We start from the raw sequence: 14748 nt of genomic DNA, 5'->3' as shown, positions 1-14748 counted from the left end.
GCGACGGCCTGTTCGGGGGCGCGGACGCCGGTGGGCACGACGCTGCGGGCGGCGCCGGCTCTGCCGGGCATCCTGAGCGCTTGAGCAGATCACCGAAAGGGCGAGGGCGTCACCGACGCATGGTCGGGCCGAGCCGGGTAACCCCACTCGTATGCCACGAACAACGGGACCTGGGGAGCAGGTCGAGCGCGAGGCGCCGGACCGGCCCACGAAACTGGCGAAGCGGTCCTGGTGGGCGGTGCTCAAGGGCACGGTCAGGGAGTTCCAGGCCGACGAACTCGCCGACCGGGCCGCGGCATTGACCTACTACGGCGTGCTGTCGTTGTTCCCGGCCCTGCTGGTCCTGGTCTCACTGCTCGGCATCGCCGGCACGTCTGCGACCCAGCAGGTCCTGGACAACATCGAGAAACTGGCGCCGAGTTCGGCCCGGAACATCATCGGCGACGCCGTGCGCCAGCTCCATGCCACCGGCGGCCTCGGCTCGATCGTGGCCGTGGTCGGCGTCGTGGTCGCGGTGTGGTCGGCCTCCGGCTACATCGCCGCGTTCATCCGCAGCGCCAACGTCGTGTACGACATGCCCGAGGGACGCCCCGTGTGGAAGGTGCTCCCGATCCGGGTCGGCGTCACAGTGGTGCTGCTGGTCCTGACCGTGATCAGCGCGCTCACCGTGGTGTTCACCGGCGGCCTGGCCCGCGCGGCCGGTTCCGCGCTGGGAATCGGGCACGCCACCCTGATGGTGTGGTCGATCGCGAAGTGGCCGGGGCTGATCATCCTGGTCATGGCGATGATCGCGATCCTCTACTGGGCCGCGCCGAACGTGAAGGGCCGCGGGTTCCGCTGGGTCACCCCGGGCAGCGTGCTGGCCCTGCTGGTCTGGATGATCGCCTCGGCGGGCTTCGCGTTCTACGTGGCCCACTTCGCCTCGTACAACAAGACCTACGGCACGCTCGCCGGCGTCGTCGTCTTCCTGATCTGGCTGTGGATCAGCAACATCGCGGTCCTGCTCGGCCTCGAATTCGACGCGGAACTGGCCCGCCAGCGAGCCATCGCCGGCGGCCTCCCGAAGGGTGAGGAGCCGTATCTCCCGCCCCGGGACACCCGAGCCTGGAGCGAGGAGGACCGCCGCCGGGCGGAGTGACGCCGTGCGTGACGGGGGTGGTGGCCGAGCGCACGCATCGCGCCTCGCCGCTGTGGGCGGAACCCGTGATCAGACGGAACCCGAGCCCCAACGCCGGCGCTTCTGGTCCGCGCTGCGCCTGCTGCCCGACGTCCCGCCGCCGGACAGCTGGTGCGCGGTGAGCCGCTCGCTCTCGCCCTTCGCGCGCGGCACCTCGTCGGGCTCGCGCATCTCCTGAATCTCGCCGGTCGGCCCGGACTCCGGCAGCCGGGGCTGCTCCTCCGGGCGCGGCGGCGCGGACTCCCGCCGGCGGGCTCTCGTTCCGAGCCGTACGGCCCAGATCAGCCCGACGACGAGGATCAGACCGGCGACCACCGGAAAGACTCCGAGGGCCGCTCCGCTCGACGCGGCCACTTCCATGCTCGATGTGTTCATCGCTGCCGGGTACCCCGGGGCGACCAGGAGAATCTCGTCCAGCTGGCGTGCCCGGCACTCCCGAGGACACTCGATGTGGACACCCCGGAGACATGCCCCCGGGAGGTCTTCCTGTTCCGTGCCGTCGCAGACGTGCTCCGCGGCATCGGCGAGCGATCGCCACGGTCGTAACACTGCTGTTCAGGGCGCTCGCCCAGCCGTTCGGCGGGCCTCGCGCTCGGCGCACTGACGATGCCGGTGCCGGGCTTCGGCCCTATCTCCCGGGTCGGTGTATTTTGCGCCTTACGAGGTAACTGGCAGGACGCGCTCTCGCGCCCCCGGGTGACGCCTCGGCTGGAGAACAGTTGGCGATGGACTGGCAGGACTTTGCGCATCGGATGGCCTCGATGGCCCGCGAACTGCTGCGGGAGAAGTCGCACGACGCGACCCTCCAGCGGATCGTGTCGTCGACGGTGGAGACCGTCGAAGGCTGCGACTCGGCGGGCATCCTGGTCCGGGACGGGGACAAGGTGGAGACGCTGGCCTCCACCGACAGCCTCGCGGCGGAGTCCGACCGGTTTCAGGAACGACTCGGCGAGGGCCCCTGCTTCGACATCACCGTCGCCCGTGAGGACGACGGTGCGCGTGTGTTCCGCATCGAGGACCTCACCGGACTCCAGCGGCGGTGGCCGCGATACGCGCCCGCGGCACGCGAGTTGGGGATCGGAAGCATGATGACCTTCCTGTTGTATGCCGACGCCGAGGAGTTCGGCACGCTGAACATGTACGCGCGCCGGCCTGGAGCCTTCACCGAGGACAGTGAGACCTCGGGGCTGCTGCTGGCCTCCCACGCCGCTGTCGCGCTCTCCGGCGCGCGCACATCCACGCAGCTGCACAGCGCGCTCACCACCCGCCATGTCATCGGGGAGGCCATGGGCATCCTCATGGGTCGCTATCACCTCGACGAGGACAGGGCCTTCGCCGTACTCCGGGATCTCTCCCAGAAGCGCAACGTCAAGCTCCGGTCGATCGCCCAGCAGGTGTGCGACAACGGCGGCATCGAGGACTGACCCCGCGATCGTCGGGTGCGGCTCTCCCGGCACATGGTCCGGACCGGAAGAGCCTGACCATCACATTCCCCCGGGGGACAGGCGACAGCTGATGGCCGAGTGCCCACGTATCCGCGACCTACCTGTCGCCGGGGCCTGCCGGGATCGGCTGCCGGCACGGCGTCTGATCGGATCTTTTCAGGGCACTCGCCGGTCAGGAGGTGCACGTCATGGTTCCCATCCTGTTGGTATTGCTCCTGGTGCTGATCCTCTTCGGCGCCGGTTTCGCGGTACAGATCCTCTGGTGGATCGCTCTGGCCGTACTCGTCCTCTGGCTCCTGGGATTCCTGGTGCGCGGAACGAGCGCGAGTGGAAGTCGAGGACGTTGGTATCGCTGGTAGAGCCGAGCCGGTAGAGCCGGATTCGGCGCGCAAGACCCTCACAGATTCAGGAGCACTTATGAGTGAGCAGAAGCACCCGAAGCCCACCCCTCCGTCCAAGGCCCCCGGGGAAGGCGGCGACCAGGCGGCTCGGGACGAAGCGGAGGAAGCCGTACGTCCCCGAACCCACGAAGACGAGGAAGACAAGAATTCCGCGTCGGACAACGCCGATCGGCCTTCCTCTCAGCAGAGCACAGGCCGCAGCGTCGGACGACTCCGCCGAATAGCGGCTCCCGGTTGTCGCCACGGCGGGATCACGTGATGCGGTCGGCGATGCGGGTCGTGCCGTGGAGCAGGTGTTCCAACGGGCCGCGGCGGAACCGTCGGGTCCAGGCGGTCGCCAGGAGCATCGAGACGGCGACGAAGATGAGGAGTGACAGAAGTGCCGGGCCTGTCGACTCCTCCGTGCCGACGGCCCGGATGGCGAGGATGTGCAGGACATAGGCGGTCAGCGCGGTCATGCCGACCGAGGTCACGGGCGCGGCCAGGCGGGTGAGCCGGGGCAGCCGGTGCGTCGCCCAGAGGCAGAGAACCACCACGGTGAGCGCTACGCCCGTGTTGCCGAGGATGGAGAACGTCGTCTGGCTGTGCGGTGCAGCCACCAGCAGCCAGGCCGGCGGGGTGTCGTCACCTAGGTCACCGACGGTGTCGGACCACCAGGCCGAGGATGCCGGACCGCCGTCCGTCGCCGCGCCGACCGCGATGAGCGCGTGCGGGACGAGGTGCAGGGCCAGCCATGAACCGCCGTAGCCGAGCAGGGTCAGGGCACCGCCGGTCCGGAGCAGGCGGACGCGGAGCCCGGGCCGAGTGAGGTCGAGGCGGGCCAGTGCCATGCCCGCGACCATGAACGGCATCCAGGTGAGCGCCGGGTACGCGCCGGTGAACAGCAGCTCCGTGAAGCCGTCCGTGCCGGTGACCATGGCGAGTGGATCGCCGGCGACGACGGCGTCGGCCCAGCCGCCGCCCTCGATGGACTGCCGTACCGCGTACAGCACTTGGGGCAGGACGAGCGCGCCCGCCGCGGCGACGGCCGCCAGCGTCCGTGCGCGCAGCCGGTGCAACGGCAGGACGAGGAGGAAGAGAAGGCCGTAGCAGGACAGGATCACGTCGACGTCGGTGTCCAGCGCGGTCAGGGCGTAGCCCAGTGCCATCAGGACGAGCGCGCGGATGACGATCCTGCCCACGGCCTGCCGCCCCGCGCGTCCGGTACGGGGTTCCGGGCGACCGGTGACGAGCACCAGCGAGAAACCGGCGAGCAGCGCGAACAGCGCGGAGGAACGGCCGCGCGCCAGCTCCAGGACGAAGCCCAGTGGCCCGCCGACGGCGGGTTCGGGGCCGACATGCGCGGCGTACATGCCGAGGACCGCGAGTCCGCGGGCCAGGTCGATGCCCACGAGCCGTCCCGTCGACGGTGTGCGCGACGGAGGCGGAGGGTCCGGTGTGCGCGAGGGCGGTTCCGGGAGCGGATGGGCCAGGACCGGCGGCGCTGGTTGTGTCATGCGTTTCAGGATCGGGCGCGGGCGGGCCTCCCAACCATCCGGCAGGTGACCGGAGTTGCCCCCGCCGACCGGCGGGGCACCACCGCCGGCGGGAGGCGTGAGGAAGCACTCGCGGAACCAGCGGGCGGATCCCGGCGTCGTAGCGATCCGGCAGTGATCGGGCGGGGAGCGGTGCACACATGATCCGGGTTCTGGTGGTCGACGACGAGGCCATGGTCCGTACGGGCTTCCGGCACATCCTCGATGCCGCGGACGACATCGAGGTGGTGGCGGCCGTGTCCGGCGGCGCGGCGGTCCGTACCGTGCGGGAGACGCGTCCGGACGTCGTGCTGCTCGACATCCGGATGCCGGACGTCGACGGGCTCACCGTGCTGGCCGAGCTGCGCCGGCTGCCGGAGCCGCCGGTGGTCGCCATGCTCACGACCTTCGACATGGACCAGTACGTGGCGGCGGCCCTGCGATCCGGCGCGTCCGGCTTTCTGCTGAAGGACACCGATCCCGAGCAACTGCCGTACCTGATACGTTCCTTGGCCGACGGCGGGGTCGTACTGTCGGCCAAGGTCACCCGCACCGTCGTCGGCGGCTATCTGGACGCCGACCCGCGCGGCCCGGCCGCCCTGGGCATCGGCCGGCTGACCGAGCGCGAGCGGACCGTGCTCGTCCTCGTCGCCGAAGGGCTGTCCAACACCGGGATCGCCGAGCGGATGCACCTCAGTTCCGCGACGGTCAAGGACCATGTGAGCGCAGTCCTGGCCAAGTTGGAGGTGGGCAGCCGGGTCCAGGCGGCGCTGCTCGCCGACCGCGCCGGCCTGCTCAAGGAATCGCCCCCGGCGCCGGGGGGCCGATGAATCCCCGCCGCCCAACGGCTCCCTGGCTCGACGCCGCTCTGCTCGCCGCCGCCCTGCTGGACGTCTGGGTCCACGTGGACCCCGGCGACCGCGCGGCCATGGCCTGCGCCCTGCTGGGCGCCTTCTCACTCGTGCTGCGTCACCGGCTGCCGCTGCTGACGTACCTGCTGGCACTGCCGGCCACGTTCGTCACGGACTCGGTGTTCGCCACCCTCGCCGCGTTGTACACCCTGGCCTCGCTCTCCCGCCGTCGCGTCCTGCTGGCCGGCTGCGCGGCGGTGTTCACGGTCGGCGACACCACGGCATGGTCGTGGCCGGTACCGGAGTTCGCCGACCCGACGGACGCCGCGACGCTCATCACGATCACCTACAGCCTGGCGACGGCGACGGCCCCCGTCTTCCTCGGACAGCTCGTCCAGGCCCGGCGCGAACTGGGACTGCGCCTCACCGAGATCACCGAAGCACGCGAGCACGAACGCCGGTTGCTCGCCCAGAACGTGCTGGCCAAGGAACGCGCCCAACTGGCCCGGGAGATGCACGACGTCGTCTCCCACCAGGTCAGCCTGATCGCCGTACGGGCAGGGGCGCTCCAGGTGGGCAACCGGGACCCGAAGACGAAGGAGGCCGCGGCCGACATCCGGCGACTCGCCGTGCAGACGCTGGACGAACTGCGCCACATGGTCGGCGTACTGCGCGCCGCGGGCAGTCGCCCCACCGAACTGACTCCCCAGCCGTTGCTCGCCGACCTGCCCCAACTGGTCGACGGCAGCGGCATCGAGGCCGAACTACGGGCCGAACTGCCGCAGGACCTCCCGCCCGCGGTGCAACGCGCCGTCTACCGCACCGTCCAGGAAGCGCTGACCAACATACGCAAGCACGCGCCCGGTTCAAGGGCCGCGATCCGTATCGGACAGCAGGACGGGACCGTGCACGTCGTGGTCGTCAACTCCGCCCCGCAACGCCCCGCGCTCCCCCTCCCCGGTTCCCACCACGGTCTGGTCGGCCTGCGCCAGCGCGCCGAACTGCTCGGCGGCAGCGTCAGCGCGGGCCCCACGGCCGACGGCGGCTACGAACTGCGGCTGGAGTTCCCGGCACAGGACGCGTCCTGAGGCGGCTGATCGGCCGGGCTTCGGAGGCCGCGACCCGCTCGGCGATGTGCCGCCGGTGATTCGGGCGCCGGGTGACCTCCTCCGGGCCGTGTACCGGTTCCGGCTTCGTACCGGTGTTCCGGGGCGGGATGTACCCGTCGGGTCCTGGCAGTCGTGGCACCGCCGGAACACGGCCTCGCAGGTGAAACCGGAGAGCCTCCGGAGCTCTGCGGTGTCCAGGGAACGGGCGGCCTGCGCCCCGGAGTCGAGGTCCGGGCAGCACCCGGTGGACTGGCTGCCGACCTCGCTCACGGTCCACCGGCCCGGCGTGTCGGTCAGCCAGTGCTCCATTTCTGGTTGTCCCCGCCGGTACAGCTCCAGAGTTGCAGCTCCGCGCCGTTGGCGGTCCCCGCGTCGGTGACGTCGACGCACTTGTCGGCCTGGATGTTGACCAGGTCGTGCGCCGCGGTGAGCCGGAACCGCTGGGCCCCGGTGCCGTTGCAGGTGACGAGCTTGATCCACGCGCCGTCCGTCCGCGAACCGCCGTCGACGTCCATGCACTTGCCCAGGGCGCGGACCGTTCCGTCCGGCCCGAACCGCCACTGCTGCCGGGCGGCGCCCGTGCAGTCCCAGATCTGCAGGCGGGTGTTGTCCACCGGCTCACCTCCGGTCACGTCGACACAGCGGCCGGAGCCGTGCCCCCGGACCAGTACGCCATTGGCAGCGGCGGCGGAACCGGCGGTCGGCGAGGAACTCCCGGACGGTGCGCCGCCGTTCTTGGCGTCACCCTTCGTGGTGGCCGTGGCACCACCGGAGTTCTTCCCCGCTGCCGGTGATCCGGCCTTCGGGGCCGGCTGCCGGGTGGAGTCGGCTTCGAGCGCGGAGGATTCACCCGACGGCGAGGCGGAGTCGGACGAGTCGGTCACGCCCTCGTTCTGTCCACTGCCCCGGACGCTGTCCGATCCGGTGCCGGCCGCCGAACGTCCCCCGCCGTCGTCGCCGTCCATGAGGAACAGGGAGCCGGTCAGCAGGACGGCGGCGGTGGCGGCGACGGCCAGCAGCATCCTGCGGCGCCGTCCCGGGCCAAGCGCGGACCGGCTCGGGGCGGGCGTGACGTCGACTCGACCGTCGTTCGCGTCCCGGGCGAAAGCGCGGGTGCGCCTCCCTGATGACTCGGCGTCCGGCGCGCGCTCGGTGAATGCCGCGAACTCGGCCGCCGCCGCGGACATGGGCGGCGGGGCCACGGACCCGGGATCGGAGGCGGGTCCCAGCGCGGCAGCGGCCTCGGCGATCGCCGACGGTCCCCTCGACCGGCGCGGCAGGGGCAGCGGCGCGGTGTCGGGGCGGTCGGTCGAGGCAGCCGTGGCGGCCTCCGCCGTCGGTTCCTCGGAGGAGGCCGTCATGTCGTCCTTCCGGTACTCGGGTCGGGGATTCCTGCGCGGCCGATACGACGTCGAGGTGTCGAAGACGTCGTGGTCGTCCGTGGTCGCCTGCGCTGGTCCGCGATGGCCTTGAGCGGGCGCCGGCGATCGCCGTCCTCGCGCTCGATGGCGATTCTGTCGTGCTCACGACCGCCTGCGCAAAGGGCGACACGCGATGTCCTTCCCGGGGGCTTGGCGCGCAGGAACTCAGCGTCTGCGTGACCGGGTCGGCGGAAGGTCGCCACCTGGCAGCTCATCGCATCTGCGGGACGGTCAGAGGGAGTTGACCGGCCGGTCAGGCATCCGGCAGGACGCGAAGTCGGCGCGCGGCAGCACGGATCCGGCAACCGTACGAGCCGTCGACTCAGCGGCGGCGCGTGGTCCGCAGCCAGTTGGAGTCCTTGAACGCGATCACCCCGCGCCGGCCGGCCTCGCCGCCGCTCCTCTGCTCCATCGGTTCGAAGAAGGTCGGCTCCTTCGTCGTCACTGCGAAGGACACCCAAGTCCAGTCCGTGATCGAGGACTTGGAGACCGCCGGGTCTCCGAGTCGGCCCGGCTGATTCGCCGCGAGCGTCTCCCACAGAATCCAGGCTCCCGCTCACCGGACGTGTCGAGCACGGGCGCGGTGCCGGTCGAGCCGAGTGCCGAGTGACGAGTCGGCGGTCATCGAGCCGTTGGTGACCAGCACCAGGTCTCCGGCACCGGGCGCGGTCTCCTCCTGCGGCCCTGCCGCGTCCGGGGCCGGCGAACGCCTCGGTGACGGTGACGAGCCGGGACGCGGGCCACCTGGTGTGCATCTGACGGGCCTCCGAGTACGGCACCCGGGGGTCGCCGGTGGCGTTGACCATGAGGGCGGGGATGTTGTTGTGGACGGTGGTGATCGGCTGCTCCTCGGGCCGCGGCCAGAAGGAGCACGGGGTGACGTTGTTGAGGAGCGGGCCGAACAGCGGGTGTTGGGCCCGGGTCCGTTCGATCGCACGCCAGTGGACCTCGGTGTCGCGCGGTCCTGGTGTGTCGGCGCACAGGTACGCGGTCTGGGTGCTGCCGTACGCGGAGCCGTCGCCGGTCAGCGTCGCCGCCAGGAAGGCGGTGAGGAACGCGTCCGGTTCGGCGTGCCCTGTGTCGGCGGCCTGCTCGAGTGTGCGGAAGACACCGCGACAAGCGCGTCCCCTTCCTCGGTGTCGTCACCCAGGACCGCGTAGTGGAACAGCGGCGCCACGTGCCGGTCCACCCGGTACGGGCCGACGGCCAACGGCCGCCTGACGGCCGCGGATTGGATGCCGTCGAGGGTGGCGAGCACGGCGTCGGCGGTGGAACCCAGCCGGTAGGTACGGTCGTGGGCCGCCGCCCAGCCCGCCCAGTGGCGCAGGGCGTCCTCGTTGACCTGCTCCGTGCCGTACTCCGCCCAGGGGGCGAGACGGCTCGGATCGTGCACGCCGTCGAGGACGACACGGTCGGTGCGGCCGGGGAACATCGCTGTGTAGACCTCGGCCAGATAAGTGCCGTACGAAACACCGTAGAAGGAGATCCGGCGCTCGCCGAGGGCGGCGCGGACGGCCTCCATGTCGCGGGCCGCGTCGCGCGTGGAGACGTAGGGCAGAAGGGCTGCGGCGCGGTCGCGGCACTGCTCGGCGAGACCGCGCTCGAAGGCCCGCATACGCTCGAAACCCGCCCGGTCCGATCCCGCCGAGCGGAAGTAGGTCTCGGTCCGCCAGCCGCAGTCCAGTGGCACGTTGCGACCGGTGAAGCGCGGGTCCACGCCGACGATGTCGTAGTGGCGGGCCGTCTCCCCCATCGCCGCGCCGACCGCCGTCAGGGACTCGATCGCGGGATCCGCCGGTCCGCCCATGTTGTAGAGGAGCGTGCCGATGCGGTGCGCGGGGTCGGCTGCCCGCAGGCGGGCCACCGCGATGCCGATCGTCCGGCCGCCGGGGGCCGCGTAGTCCAACGGAACCGTCAGGTCGGCACATTGGGCGCCGGCCCTGTCGAGAGCCTTGCCGGTGTCGTCGTCGGGACCTCGGGCACAGGTCTTCCAGGCGAGGTGCCGGTGGTGCGGAGACGGGTCGGTGGGTGTGGTCGGGGTCTGTGTGACAGCGACCGCGGTCGTCGGGAGGGCGGCCATGCCCAGCAGAGCGGCTGCCGTCACCCTCCCGACTCCCACACGGAATGTGATCGTAATATCACTCAGTGTAGGCATCGCGGGTGGGGCCCGTATTCCGATTTTCGGGGCGTCACCGCTCAGTCCCCGACCCGTACCAGCCCGCTCTCGTAGGCGAAGATCACCGCGTGGATACGGTCCCGGAGGCCGAGTTTGGTCAGGATCCGGCCGAGGTGGGTCTTGACGGTCGTCTCCCCGACGAAGAGGCGGTCCGCGATCTCGCCGTTGGCAAGTCCGCGGGCGACCAGGGCGAGGACTTCCCGTTCCCGCTCGGTGAGAGCCGCCAGGCGGCCGCGCTGGGCGGGCGCGGACGCGGGGGCGTGCAGGACGAAGCGTTCGACCAGGCGCCGGGTGAGCGAGGGCGCCACCATGGTCTCGCCCCTCAGCACCGCGCGGACGGTCACCAGGATCTCCTCTGCGGGGGCGTCCTTGACGAGGAAGCCGTTCGCGCCGGCACGCAGGGCCGCGTACGCGTACTCGTCGAGGTCGAAGGTGGTGACGAGGAGGATGCGCGGCCCATCCGGCTGCGCGCAGAGGATTTCGGTCGCGGCGAGCCCGTCCAGACCGGGCATGCGTACGTCCATCAGGACGAGGTCCGGCTCCAGGGCGGCCACGCCCGCGATCGCCGCGTCGCCGTCGGCGGCCTCGCCCACCACGGTGAGATCCGGCTGGCTGTCGACGACCATCCGCAGCCCCATCCGGATCAGTTCCTGATCGTCGCAGATCAGCACCCGGGACGATGACGAGGATGACGACGACGCGGTGCGATTCGGGGTCGGATCGAGGTCGGTCATGGCGTCGCCGCAGTGGGCCGGGTCTCGGGCTCGACAGGACGCAGGGTTGCTACGACGCGGTAGCCGCCGTCGGACGTGGGGCCGGCGTCGACGCGTCCGCCGTACAGGGCGGTGCGCTCGCGCATGCCGGTGAGTCCGCGACCGGACGGGAGCGGCGGGGCGGGACGCCCGGCCGACACTCCGGCCGAGTTCTCCACCCTGACGCGGACCAGCCGCCCGGGCCCCTGGCTACCGGTGTCGACCCGTACGTGGACCGTGGCGTCCGGCGAGGCGTGCTTGACGACGTTGGTGAGCGCTTCCTGGACGATGCGGTACGTCTGCGCGGTGAGATCCGCCGGAAGGCCGTCCCGTTCTCCGCGAAGGTCCAACTGGGCCTGCCTGCCGCCCGAGTTGAGGCGTGCGACCAGCCGCCGCAGATCGGCCGAGAGGTGTTCGCCGGCCTCATCGGGGCCGGATCCGGAGCTGTCGGCCGGGGCGTCCACGTCGGGGGTGCGCAGTACTTCCAGCAGTCGGCGCAGTTCGCCCAGGGCCTCGCGGCCGGTCGCGCTGATGACGTCGAGGGTGCGATCGACGACGGCCGGGTCGAGCTGCCGCATCAGCCTGCCGCCCTCGGCGTTCAGCACCATCACGCTCACGCTGTGCGCGAGGACGTCGTGGATCTCGCGGGCGATGCGTGCCCGCTCCTCGGCGACGGCGACCCTGGCCAGGGCGAGGCGTTCGGACTCGGCGAGCTCGGCCCGCCGTTCGAACTCGGCGACGTAGGCGCGCCGGGCCCGGACGTACTCGCCGAACACCCAGGCCCCGGCCAGCAGCAGCCCCACCGCGAGCGGAGTGAGCCAGGCTCCCCGGGCACCCGGGCCGCCGTAGTCCCGCTGCCACGCGGGGATCCACAGCACAAGGCAGCCGGCGGTGCAGACCACCGTCGCCGCGGCGGCGCGGCGCAGGCCACGCACGGTGAGGGTGGCCAGGACCGCTGCCAGGGCGACGGCGCCGCGCCCCGGCTCCTGTCCCCACACCTGTCCGAGGAACTGTGCCCAGAACGCGGCCGTCACCAGGGCCGCGACGAGCACCGGCCGGCGGCGGCGCCACAACAGGGGCAGCACCAGGGCGATGTACACGACCACCTGCACCCAGACCGGCCGCCAGCCCGGTTCCGGTCGGATCACCGGCGGCACCGCCACCAGTACGACCAGCAGCGCGTCCGTCAGCCACGGGTGGCTCCGCCGCAGGCGGGACAGGGTCTCGATCAGCTGAAGCACCACTTCACGCTACGGCCCGGGCCGCTCCCCCACATCGTCCCGGCGGGCGTCATGGGGTCCTCCCACGGTCGTACACGCACCGGCCGGGGACACGACGTACGGCGACCCGGGGCGCTTCCACCATGACCGCCATGTCGATCACCACCGAATTCCTCAGGCGGCCCCTCATGACCGGTGCCGTGGCGGCCAGTTCACGACGGCTGGCGTACGCGATGACCGAGGGCATCGGCCTGGAGGGAGCCCGGCTCGTGGTCGAACTCGGCCCGGGAACCGGGGTGTTCACCGATGCGATCCTCGCCCGGCTCGCGCCCACCGCACGACTCGTCGCGATCGAGCTCAACCCGGTGCTCGCAGCACGGCTGTCGGCCACCAGGCGCGACACACGCCTGACCGTGGTGCGAGGCTCGGCAGCCGAACTGGCGGCCGTGGCGGGCGAACCGGCCGATGCGGTGGTCTCCGGGCTGCCGTGGACGGTCATGCCCCGGGAGCAACGCGGGCGCATCCTGGACGCCGTGGCCGAAGTCCTCAGGCCCGGAGGCCGGTTCACCACCTTCGCCTATCTGCACGCGTCCTGGACCCCACCCGCCCGCCACTTCACCGCCGAACTGGCCCGCCGTTTCGGTGAGTCGGAACGGTCGACCGTGGTGTGGCCGAACCTCCCACCCGCGTTCGTGCACCGGGCCACCCAGAGGCCATGACCGGCCCGGACACGGCCGCTCACCGGTCCGTCTCCGTGATGGCGGTCAGGGTGCGGTCCAGCCCGTCGGGAACACCTCGGGCAGCTTGCTCACCGCGCAGCGCCCGGGGCCGGGGGTGACACCGACACCCGGTCCGGCGAGAACATGACCTGCGTCGCCGAAGGCGTCGCTCAGTTCAGGTCCCGTTGGCCGGTCCGAAAGCTCGCCATGATCTCCTGGCGTTCCGCACAGGCTGTCTCGCGGGAGGACTGACGCATGGAGTTGCGCAGCGTCGAGGAGCTGATGGACCTGCTGTACGCCTGCCGGGGCGCCTGGGACACCCCGGACCGGAGCGGCGATCCGGTAGATCTGCACGACCACGCACTGCAGACGGCCGCGCTGCTGCGCCGAAGTCGCCCCGCCGACAAGGAACTCCAGGTCGCCGGACTGGTCCACGACATCGGGCATCTCCTGCAACCCGCGGACGACGCCGGACACGCCGACCACGCGGCGGACGCCGTCCACGCCCTGCTCGGCGCACGCGTCGCCCGGCTGGTCCGGCTGCACGTGCCCGCGAAGCGCTGTCCGGCCACCGCCGCACCCGACCACGACCTGTCCGCGCAGAGCATGCTGACGCTGCGGGCCCAGGGCGGCCCGATGTCCCGCGCCGAGGCCGCCGCCTTCGAGCGCGATTCACTCGCCGACGACGCGATCACCCTCCGCCAGGCCGATGACGCGGCCAAGGTCGTCGGCCTCGACGCCGGGGTCCTGGAGGACTGGCGCACGGTCCTGGGCATAGTGGCCGCCCGGAACTCTCGACTGCCCAACTTCCGTCTGGGGGCTGTCGACTGACGGTCCGTCATGAGACGGTACGGCGATGATGTCGTCGTCGTACGGTCTGCGGGGCCGGGCCGTCCTGGTCACCGGGGGCACGCGCGGGATCGGGCGCGCGGTCGCCGAGGCGTTCGCCGGGGCCGGGGCGCTGGTCTGCGTGAGCGCGCGGGACGCCGGTGAAGTGGCGCGCGTCGCGGAGGAGTTGGGCGGGGTCGGACTGGCTGGCGACGTCGGCGACCGCGAACACCCGCAGGAGTTGGCCGAGTTCGCGCTGCGCGCCTTCGGGCGGATCGACGTGGTCGTCAACAACGCGGCGACGAACCAGCCGTACGGCCCGCTGATGGAAGCCGATCCGGATGCCTGGCGGACGGCGTTCACCGTGAACGTCGAGGCACCGCTGCGCTTGACGCAGTGCGCGTGGCGGGCGTGGATGCGGGAGCACGGCGGCTCGGTGGTGAACGTGTGCACCGAGGGTGCCGGGCATGTCGGACCGAACGTGGGGGCCTACTCGACCAGCAAGGCGGCGCTGCTGCACCTCACGCAGCAGCTCGCGGGGGAACTCGCGCCCGGGGTGCGGGTCAACTCCGTCTCCCCCGGACTCGTACGCACCGAGATGGCGCGCTTCGTCTGGGAGCCGGGTGAGGCGGAGGTCGCCGCGGGGCTGCCGCTCGGCCGGATCGGGGAACCGGCCGACATCGCACGGGCCGTGCTGTGGCTGGCCTCCGACCAGGCCGAGTGGATCACCGGGGCGGATCTGCTGGTGGACGGCGGGACACGGGTGCGGGCGGCGTACGCGTCGGGCGGGTACGCCGTCCACGAGCGGCTGAGGTCGGCGGTGCCGCCCCGGCCGTAGCGGCTCCCCTCGTGGGGATCACGGGAACAGCGCGATCCCCACGAGGATCAGCAGGACGATCCCGGCGACGAGTGCGACCGTGGCCCAGGTCCCGCGATGCTTCACCGCGGCCGTGGGCCCGCCTCCGCGCGGGCGGTCCTCCGGCAGTACGGGGTGTGCCGGGCGGTCGCTCGCGTAGAACTCCTCGTCGGTCGGGTAGTGGTTGCGGGGGTCCTTGAAGGCCCTCGGATCGATGCCGTGTGTACTGGCCATGGGAACTCCTCGCGCGGTGCTCACCAGGGCCGGGACCCGGCGGAC

Annotated in this window: 16 protein-coding genes and 1 pseudogene; 8 read left to right on the top strand and 9 right to left on the bottom strand. The window is 71.7% G+C overall.

The genetic code is table 11. The features are described from left to right. Positions 1-151 precede the first annotated feature (151 nt). Positions 152-1138, top strand: a complete 987-nt coding sequence (locus AB0I51_RS21755) for a YihY/virulence factor BrkB family protein (protein ID WP_362977482.1) — start codon at positions 152-154, stop codon at positions 1136-1138. 69 nt (positions 1139-1207) lie between these two features. Here the strand turns inward: AB0I51_RS21755 and AB0I51_RS21750 are convergent, their stop codons facing one another. Further along, positions 1208-1552 (bottom strand): DUF6479 family protein, encoded by a 345-nt coding sequence (locus AB0I51_RS21750; RefSeq protein WP_362977480.1) that lies wholly within the window; start codon positions 1550-1552, stop codon positions 1208-1210. Positions 1553-1902: 350 nt separating this feature from the next. Between AB0I51_RS21750 and AB0I51_RS21745 the strand changes: the two genes are divergently transcribed. Beyond that, positions 1903-2601 (top strand): GAF and ANTAR domain-containing protein, encoded by a 699-nt coding sequence (locus AB0I51_RS21745; protein ID WP_362977478.1) that lies wholly within the window; start codon positions 1903-1905, stop codon positions 2599-2601. A gap of 209 nt (positions 2602-2810) precedes the next feature. Further along, positions 2811-2981: a hydrophobic protein gene (locus tag AB0I51_RS21740; protein WP_362977476.1), complete on the top strand. Its 171-nt coding sequence runs from the start codon at positions 2811-2813 to the stop codon at positions 2979-2981. Positions 2982-3274: 293 nt separating this feature from the next. Here the strand turns inward: AB0I51_RS21740 and AB0I51_RS21735 are convergent, their stop codons facing one another. Then, positions 3275-4519 (bottom strand): DUF418 domain-containing protein, encoded by a 1245-nt coding sequence (locus AB0I51_RS21735; RefSeq protein ID WP_362977474.1) that lies wholly within the window; start codon positions 4517-4519, stop codon positions 3275-3277. Between the two features lie 179 nt (positions 4520-4698). On the opposite strand from AB0I51_RS21735, the gene AB0I51_RS21730 reads away from it, so the two are divergent. Both AB0I51_RS21730 and AB0I51_RS21725 read left to right on the top strand, forming a co-directional pair. Beyond that, a complete protein-coding gene (locus AB0I51_RS21730; RefSeq protein WP_362977472.1) occupies positions 4699-5367 on the top strand; it encodes a response regulator transcription factor in 669 nt (222 codons plus the stop codon). Next, positions 5364-6476: a histidine kinase gene (locus tag AB0I51_RS21725; RefSeq protein WP_362977470.1), complete on the top strand. Its 1113-nt coding sequence runs from the start codon at positions 5364-5366 to the stop codon at positions 6474-6476. Before AB0I51_RS21730 ends, AB0I51_RS21725 begins: the two co-directional genes overlap by 4 nt. 314 nt (positions 6477-6790) lie before the next feature. Here AB0I51_RS21725 and AB0I51_RS21720 read toward each other — a convergent pair whose 3' ends face one another. From AB0I51_RS21720 to AB0I51_RS21695, 6 genes and pseudogenes are all read right to left on the bottom strand, one after another. Then, the gene (locus AB0I51_RS21720) at positions 6791-7858 is read right to left on the bottom strand and encodes a ricin-type beta-trefoil lectin domain protein (protein WP_362977468.1); all 1068 of its coding nucleotides are present in this window, start codon (positions 7856-7858) and stop codon (positions 6791-6793) included. A 382-nt stretch (positions 7859-8240) separates the two neighbouring features. Further along, on the bottom strand, positions 8241-8459 hold the full coding sequence (locus AB0I51_RS21715) for an oleate hydratase (RefSeq protein WP_362977697.1): 219 nt from the start codon (positions 8457-8459) through the stop codon (positions 8241-8243). A 229-nt stretch (positions 8460-8688) separates the two neighbouring features. Continuing rightward, positions 8689-8757, bottom strand: a pseudogene (locus tag AB0I51_RS21710) (hypothetical protein); the annotation flags it as partial. Positions 8758-8942: 185 nt separating this feature from the next. Beyond that, the gene (locus tag AB0I51_RS21705; RefSeq protein ID WP_362977466.1) at positions 8943-10022 is read right to left on the bottom strand and encodes an alpha/beta fold hydrolase; all 1080 of its coding nucleotides are present in this window, start codon (positions 10020-10022) and stop codon (positions 8943-8945) included. 92 nt (positions 10023-10114) lie between these two features. Next, the gene (locus AB0I51_RS21700; RefSeq protein WP_362977464.1) at positions 10115-10828 is read right to left on the bottom strand and encodes a response regulator transcription factor; all 714 of its coding nucleotides are present in this window, start codon (positions 10826-10828) and stop codon (positions 10115-10117) included. After that, a complete protein-coding gene (locus AB0I51_RS21695) occupies positions 10825-12087 on the bottom strand; it encodes a histidine kinase (RefSeq protein WP_362977462.1) in 1263 nt (420 codons plus the stop codon). Before AB0I51_RS21695 ends, AB0I51_RS21700 begins: the two co-directional genes overlap by 4 nt. Before the next feature lie 131 nt (positions 12088-12218). Here AB0I51_RS21695 and AB0I51_RS21690 point away from each other — a divergent pair, with 131 nt between their 5' ends. The 3 genes from AB0I51_RS21690 (at position 12219) to AB0I51_RS21680 (ending at position 14451) form a co-directional block, all read left to right on the top strand. Then, a complete protein-coding gene (locus AB0I51_RS21690) occupies positions 12219-12785 on the top strand; it encodes a methyltransferase domain-containing protein (protein WP_362977460.1) in 567 nt (188 codons plus the stop codon). A gap of 255 nt (positions 12786-13040) precedes the next feature. Then, on the top strand, positions 13041-13616 hold the full coding sequence (locus tag AB0I51_RS21685; RefSeq protein WP_362977458.1) for an HD domain-containing protein: 576 nt from the start codon (positions 13041-13043) through the stop codon (positions 13614-13616). A 28-nt stretch (positions 13617-13644) separates the two neighbouring features. Then, complete coding sequence (locus AB0I51_RS21680; protein ID WP_362977695.1) at positions 13645-14451, top strand: SDR family oxidoreductase; 807 nt, start codon at positions 13645-13647, stop codon at positions 14449-14451. Positions 14452-14469: 18 nt separating this feature from the next. Here AB0I51_RS21680 and AB0I51_RS21675 read toward each other — a convergent pair whose 3' ends face one another. Next, the gene (locus AB0I51_RS21675; RefSeq protein ID WP_362977456.1) at positions 14470-14703 is read right to left on the bottom strand and encodes a hypothetical protein; all 234 of its coding nucleotides are present in this window, start codon (positions 14701-14703) and stop codon (positions 14470-14472) included. Between the last annotated feature and the right edge of the window lie 45 nt (positions 14704-14748).

The sequence above is a fragment of the Streptomyces sp. NPDC050549 genome, assembly GCF_040655035.1.
Lineage (GTDB): Bacteria > Actinomycetota > Actinomycetes > Streptomycetales > Streptomycetaceae > Streptomyces.
Note: the sequence above shows the minus strand (reverse complement) of the source record. Positions and strands in the feature narration are given on the sequence as shown.

What these genes read in the sequence shown, in the direction of transcription:
- AB0I51_RS21690 (WP_362977460.1), top strand. Translation starts at nt 12,219, where the DNA reads ATGTCGATCACCACCGAATTCCTCAGGCGGCCCCTCATGACCGGTGCC.
- AB0I51_RS21750 (WP_362977480.1), bottom strand. Translation starts at nt 1,552, where the DNA reads ATGAACACATCGAGCATGGAAGTGGCCGCGTCGAGCGGAGCGGCCCTC.
- AB0I51_RS21745 (WP_362977478.1), top strand. Translation starts at nt 1,903, where the DNA reads ATGGACTGGCAGGACTTTGCGCATCGGATGGCCTCGATGGCCCGCGAA.
- AB0I51_RS21735 (WP_362977474.1), bottom strand. Translation starts at nt 4,519, where the DNA reads ATGACACAACCAGCGCCGCCGGTCCTGGCCCATCCGCTCCCGGAACCG.
- AB0I51_RS21675 (WP_362977456.1), bottom strand. Translation starts at nt 14,703, where the DNA reads ATGGCCAGTACACACGGCATCGATCCGAGGGCCTTCAAGGACCCCCGC.
- AB0I51_RS21685 (WP_362977458.1), top strand. Translation starts at nt 13,041, where the DNA reads ATGGAGTTGCGCAGCGTCGAGGAGCTGATGGACCTGCTGTACGCCTGC.
- AB0I51_RS21725 (WP_362977470.1), top strand. Translation starts at nt 5,364, where the DNA reads ATGAATCCCCGCCGCCCAACGGCTCCCTGGCTCGACGCCGCTCTGCTC.
- AB0I51_RS21730 (WP_362977472.1), top strand. Translation starts at nt 4,699, where the DNA reads ATGATCCGGGTTCTGGTGGTCGACGACGAGGCCATGGTCCGTACGGGC.
- AB0I51_RS21700 (WP_362977464.1), bottom strand. Translation starts at nt 10,828, where the DNA reads ATGACCGACCTCGATCCGACCCCGAATCGCACCGCGTCGTCGTCATCC.
- AB0I51_RS21680 (WP_362977695.1), top strand. Translation starts at nt 13,645, where the DNA reads ATGTCGTCGTCGTACGGTCTGCGGGGCCGGGCCGTCCTGGTCACCGGG.
- AB0I51_RS21740 (WP_362977476.1), top strand. Translation starts at nt 2,811, where the DNA reads ATGGTTCCCATCCTGTTGGTATTGCTCCTGGTGCTGATCCTCTTCGGC.
- AB0I51_RS21720 (WP_362977468.1), bottom strand. Translation starts at nt 7,858, where the DNA reads ATGACGGCCTCCTCCGAGGAACCGACGGCGGAGGCCGCCACGGCTGCC.
- AB0I51_RS21755 (WP_362977482.1), top strand. Translation starts at nt 152, where the DNA reads ATGCCACGAACAACGGGACCTGGGGAGCAGGTCGAGCGCGAGGCGCCG.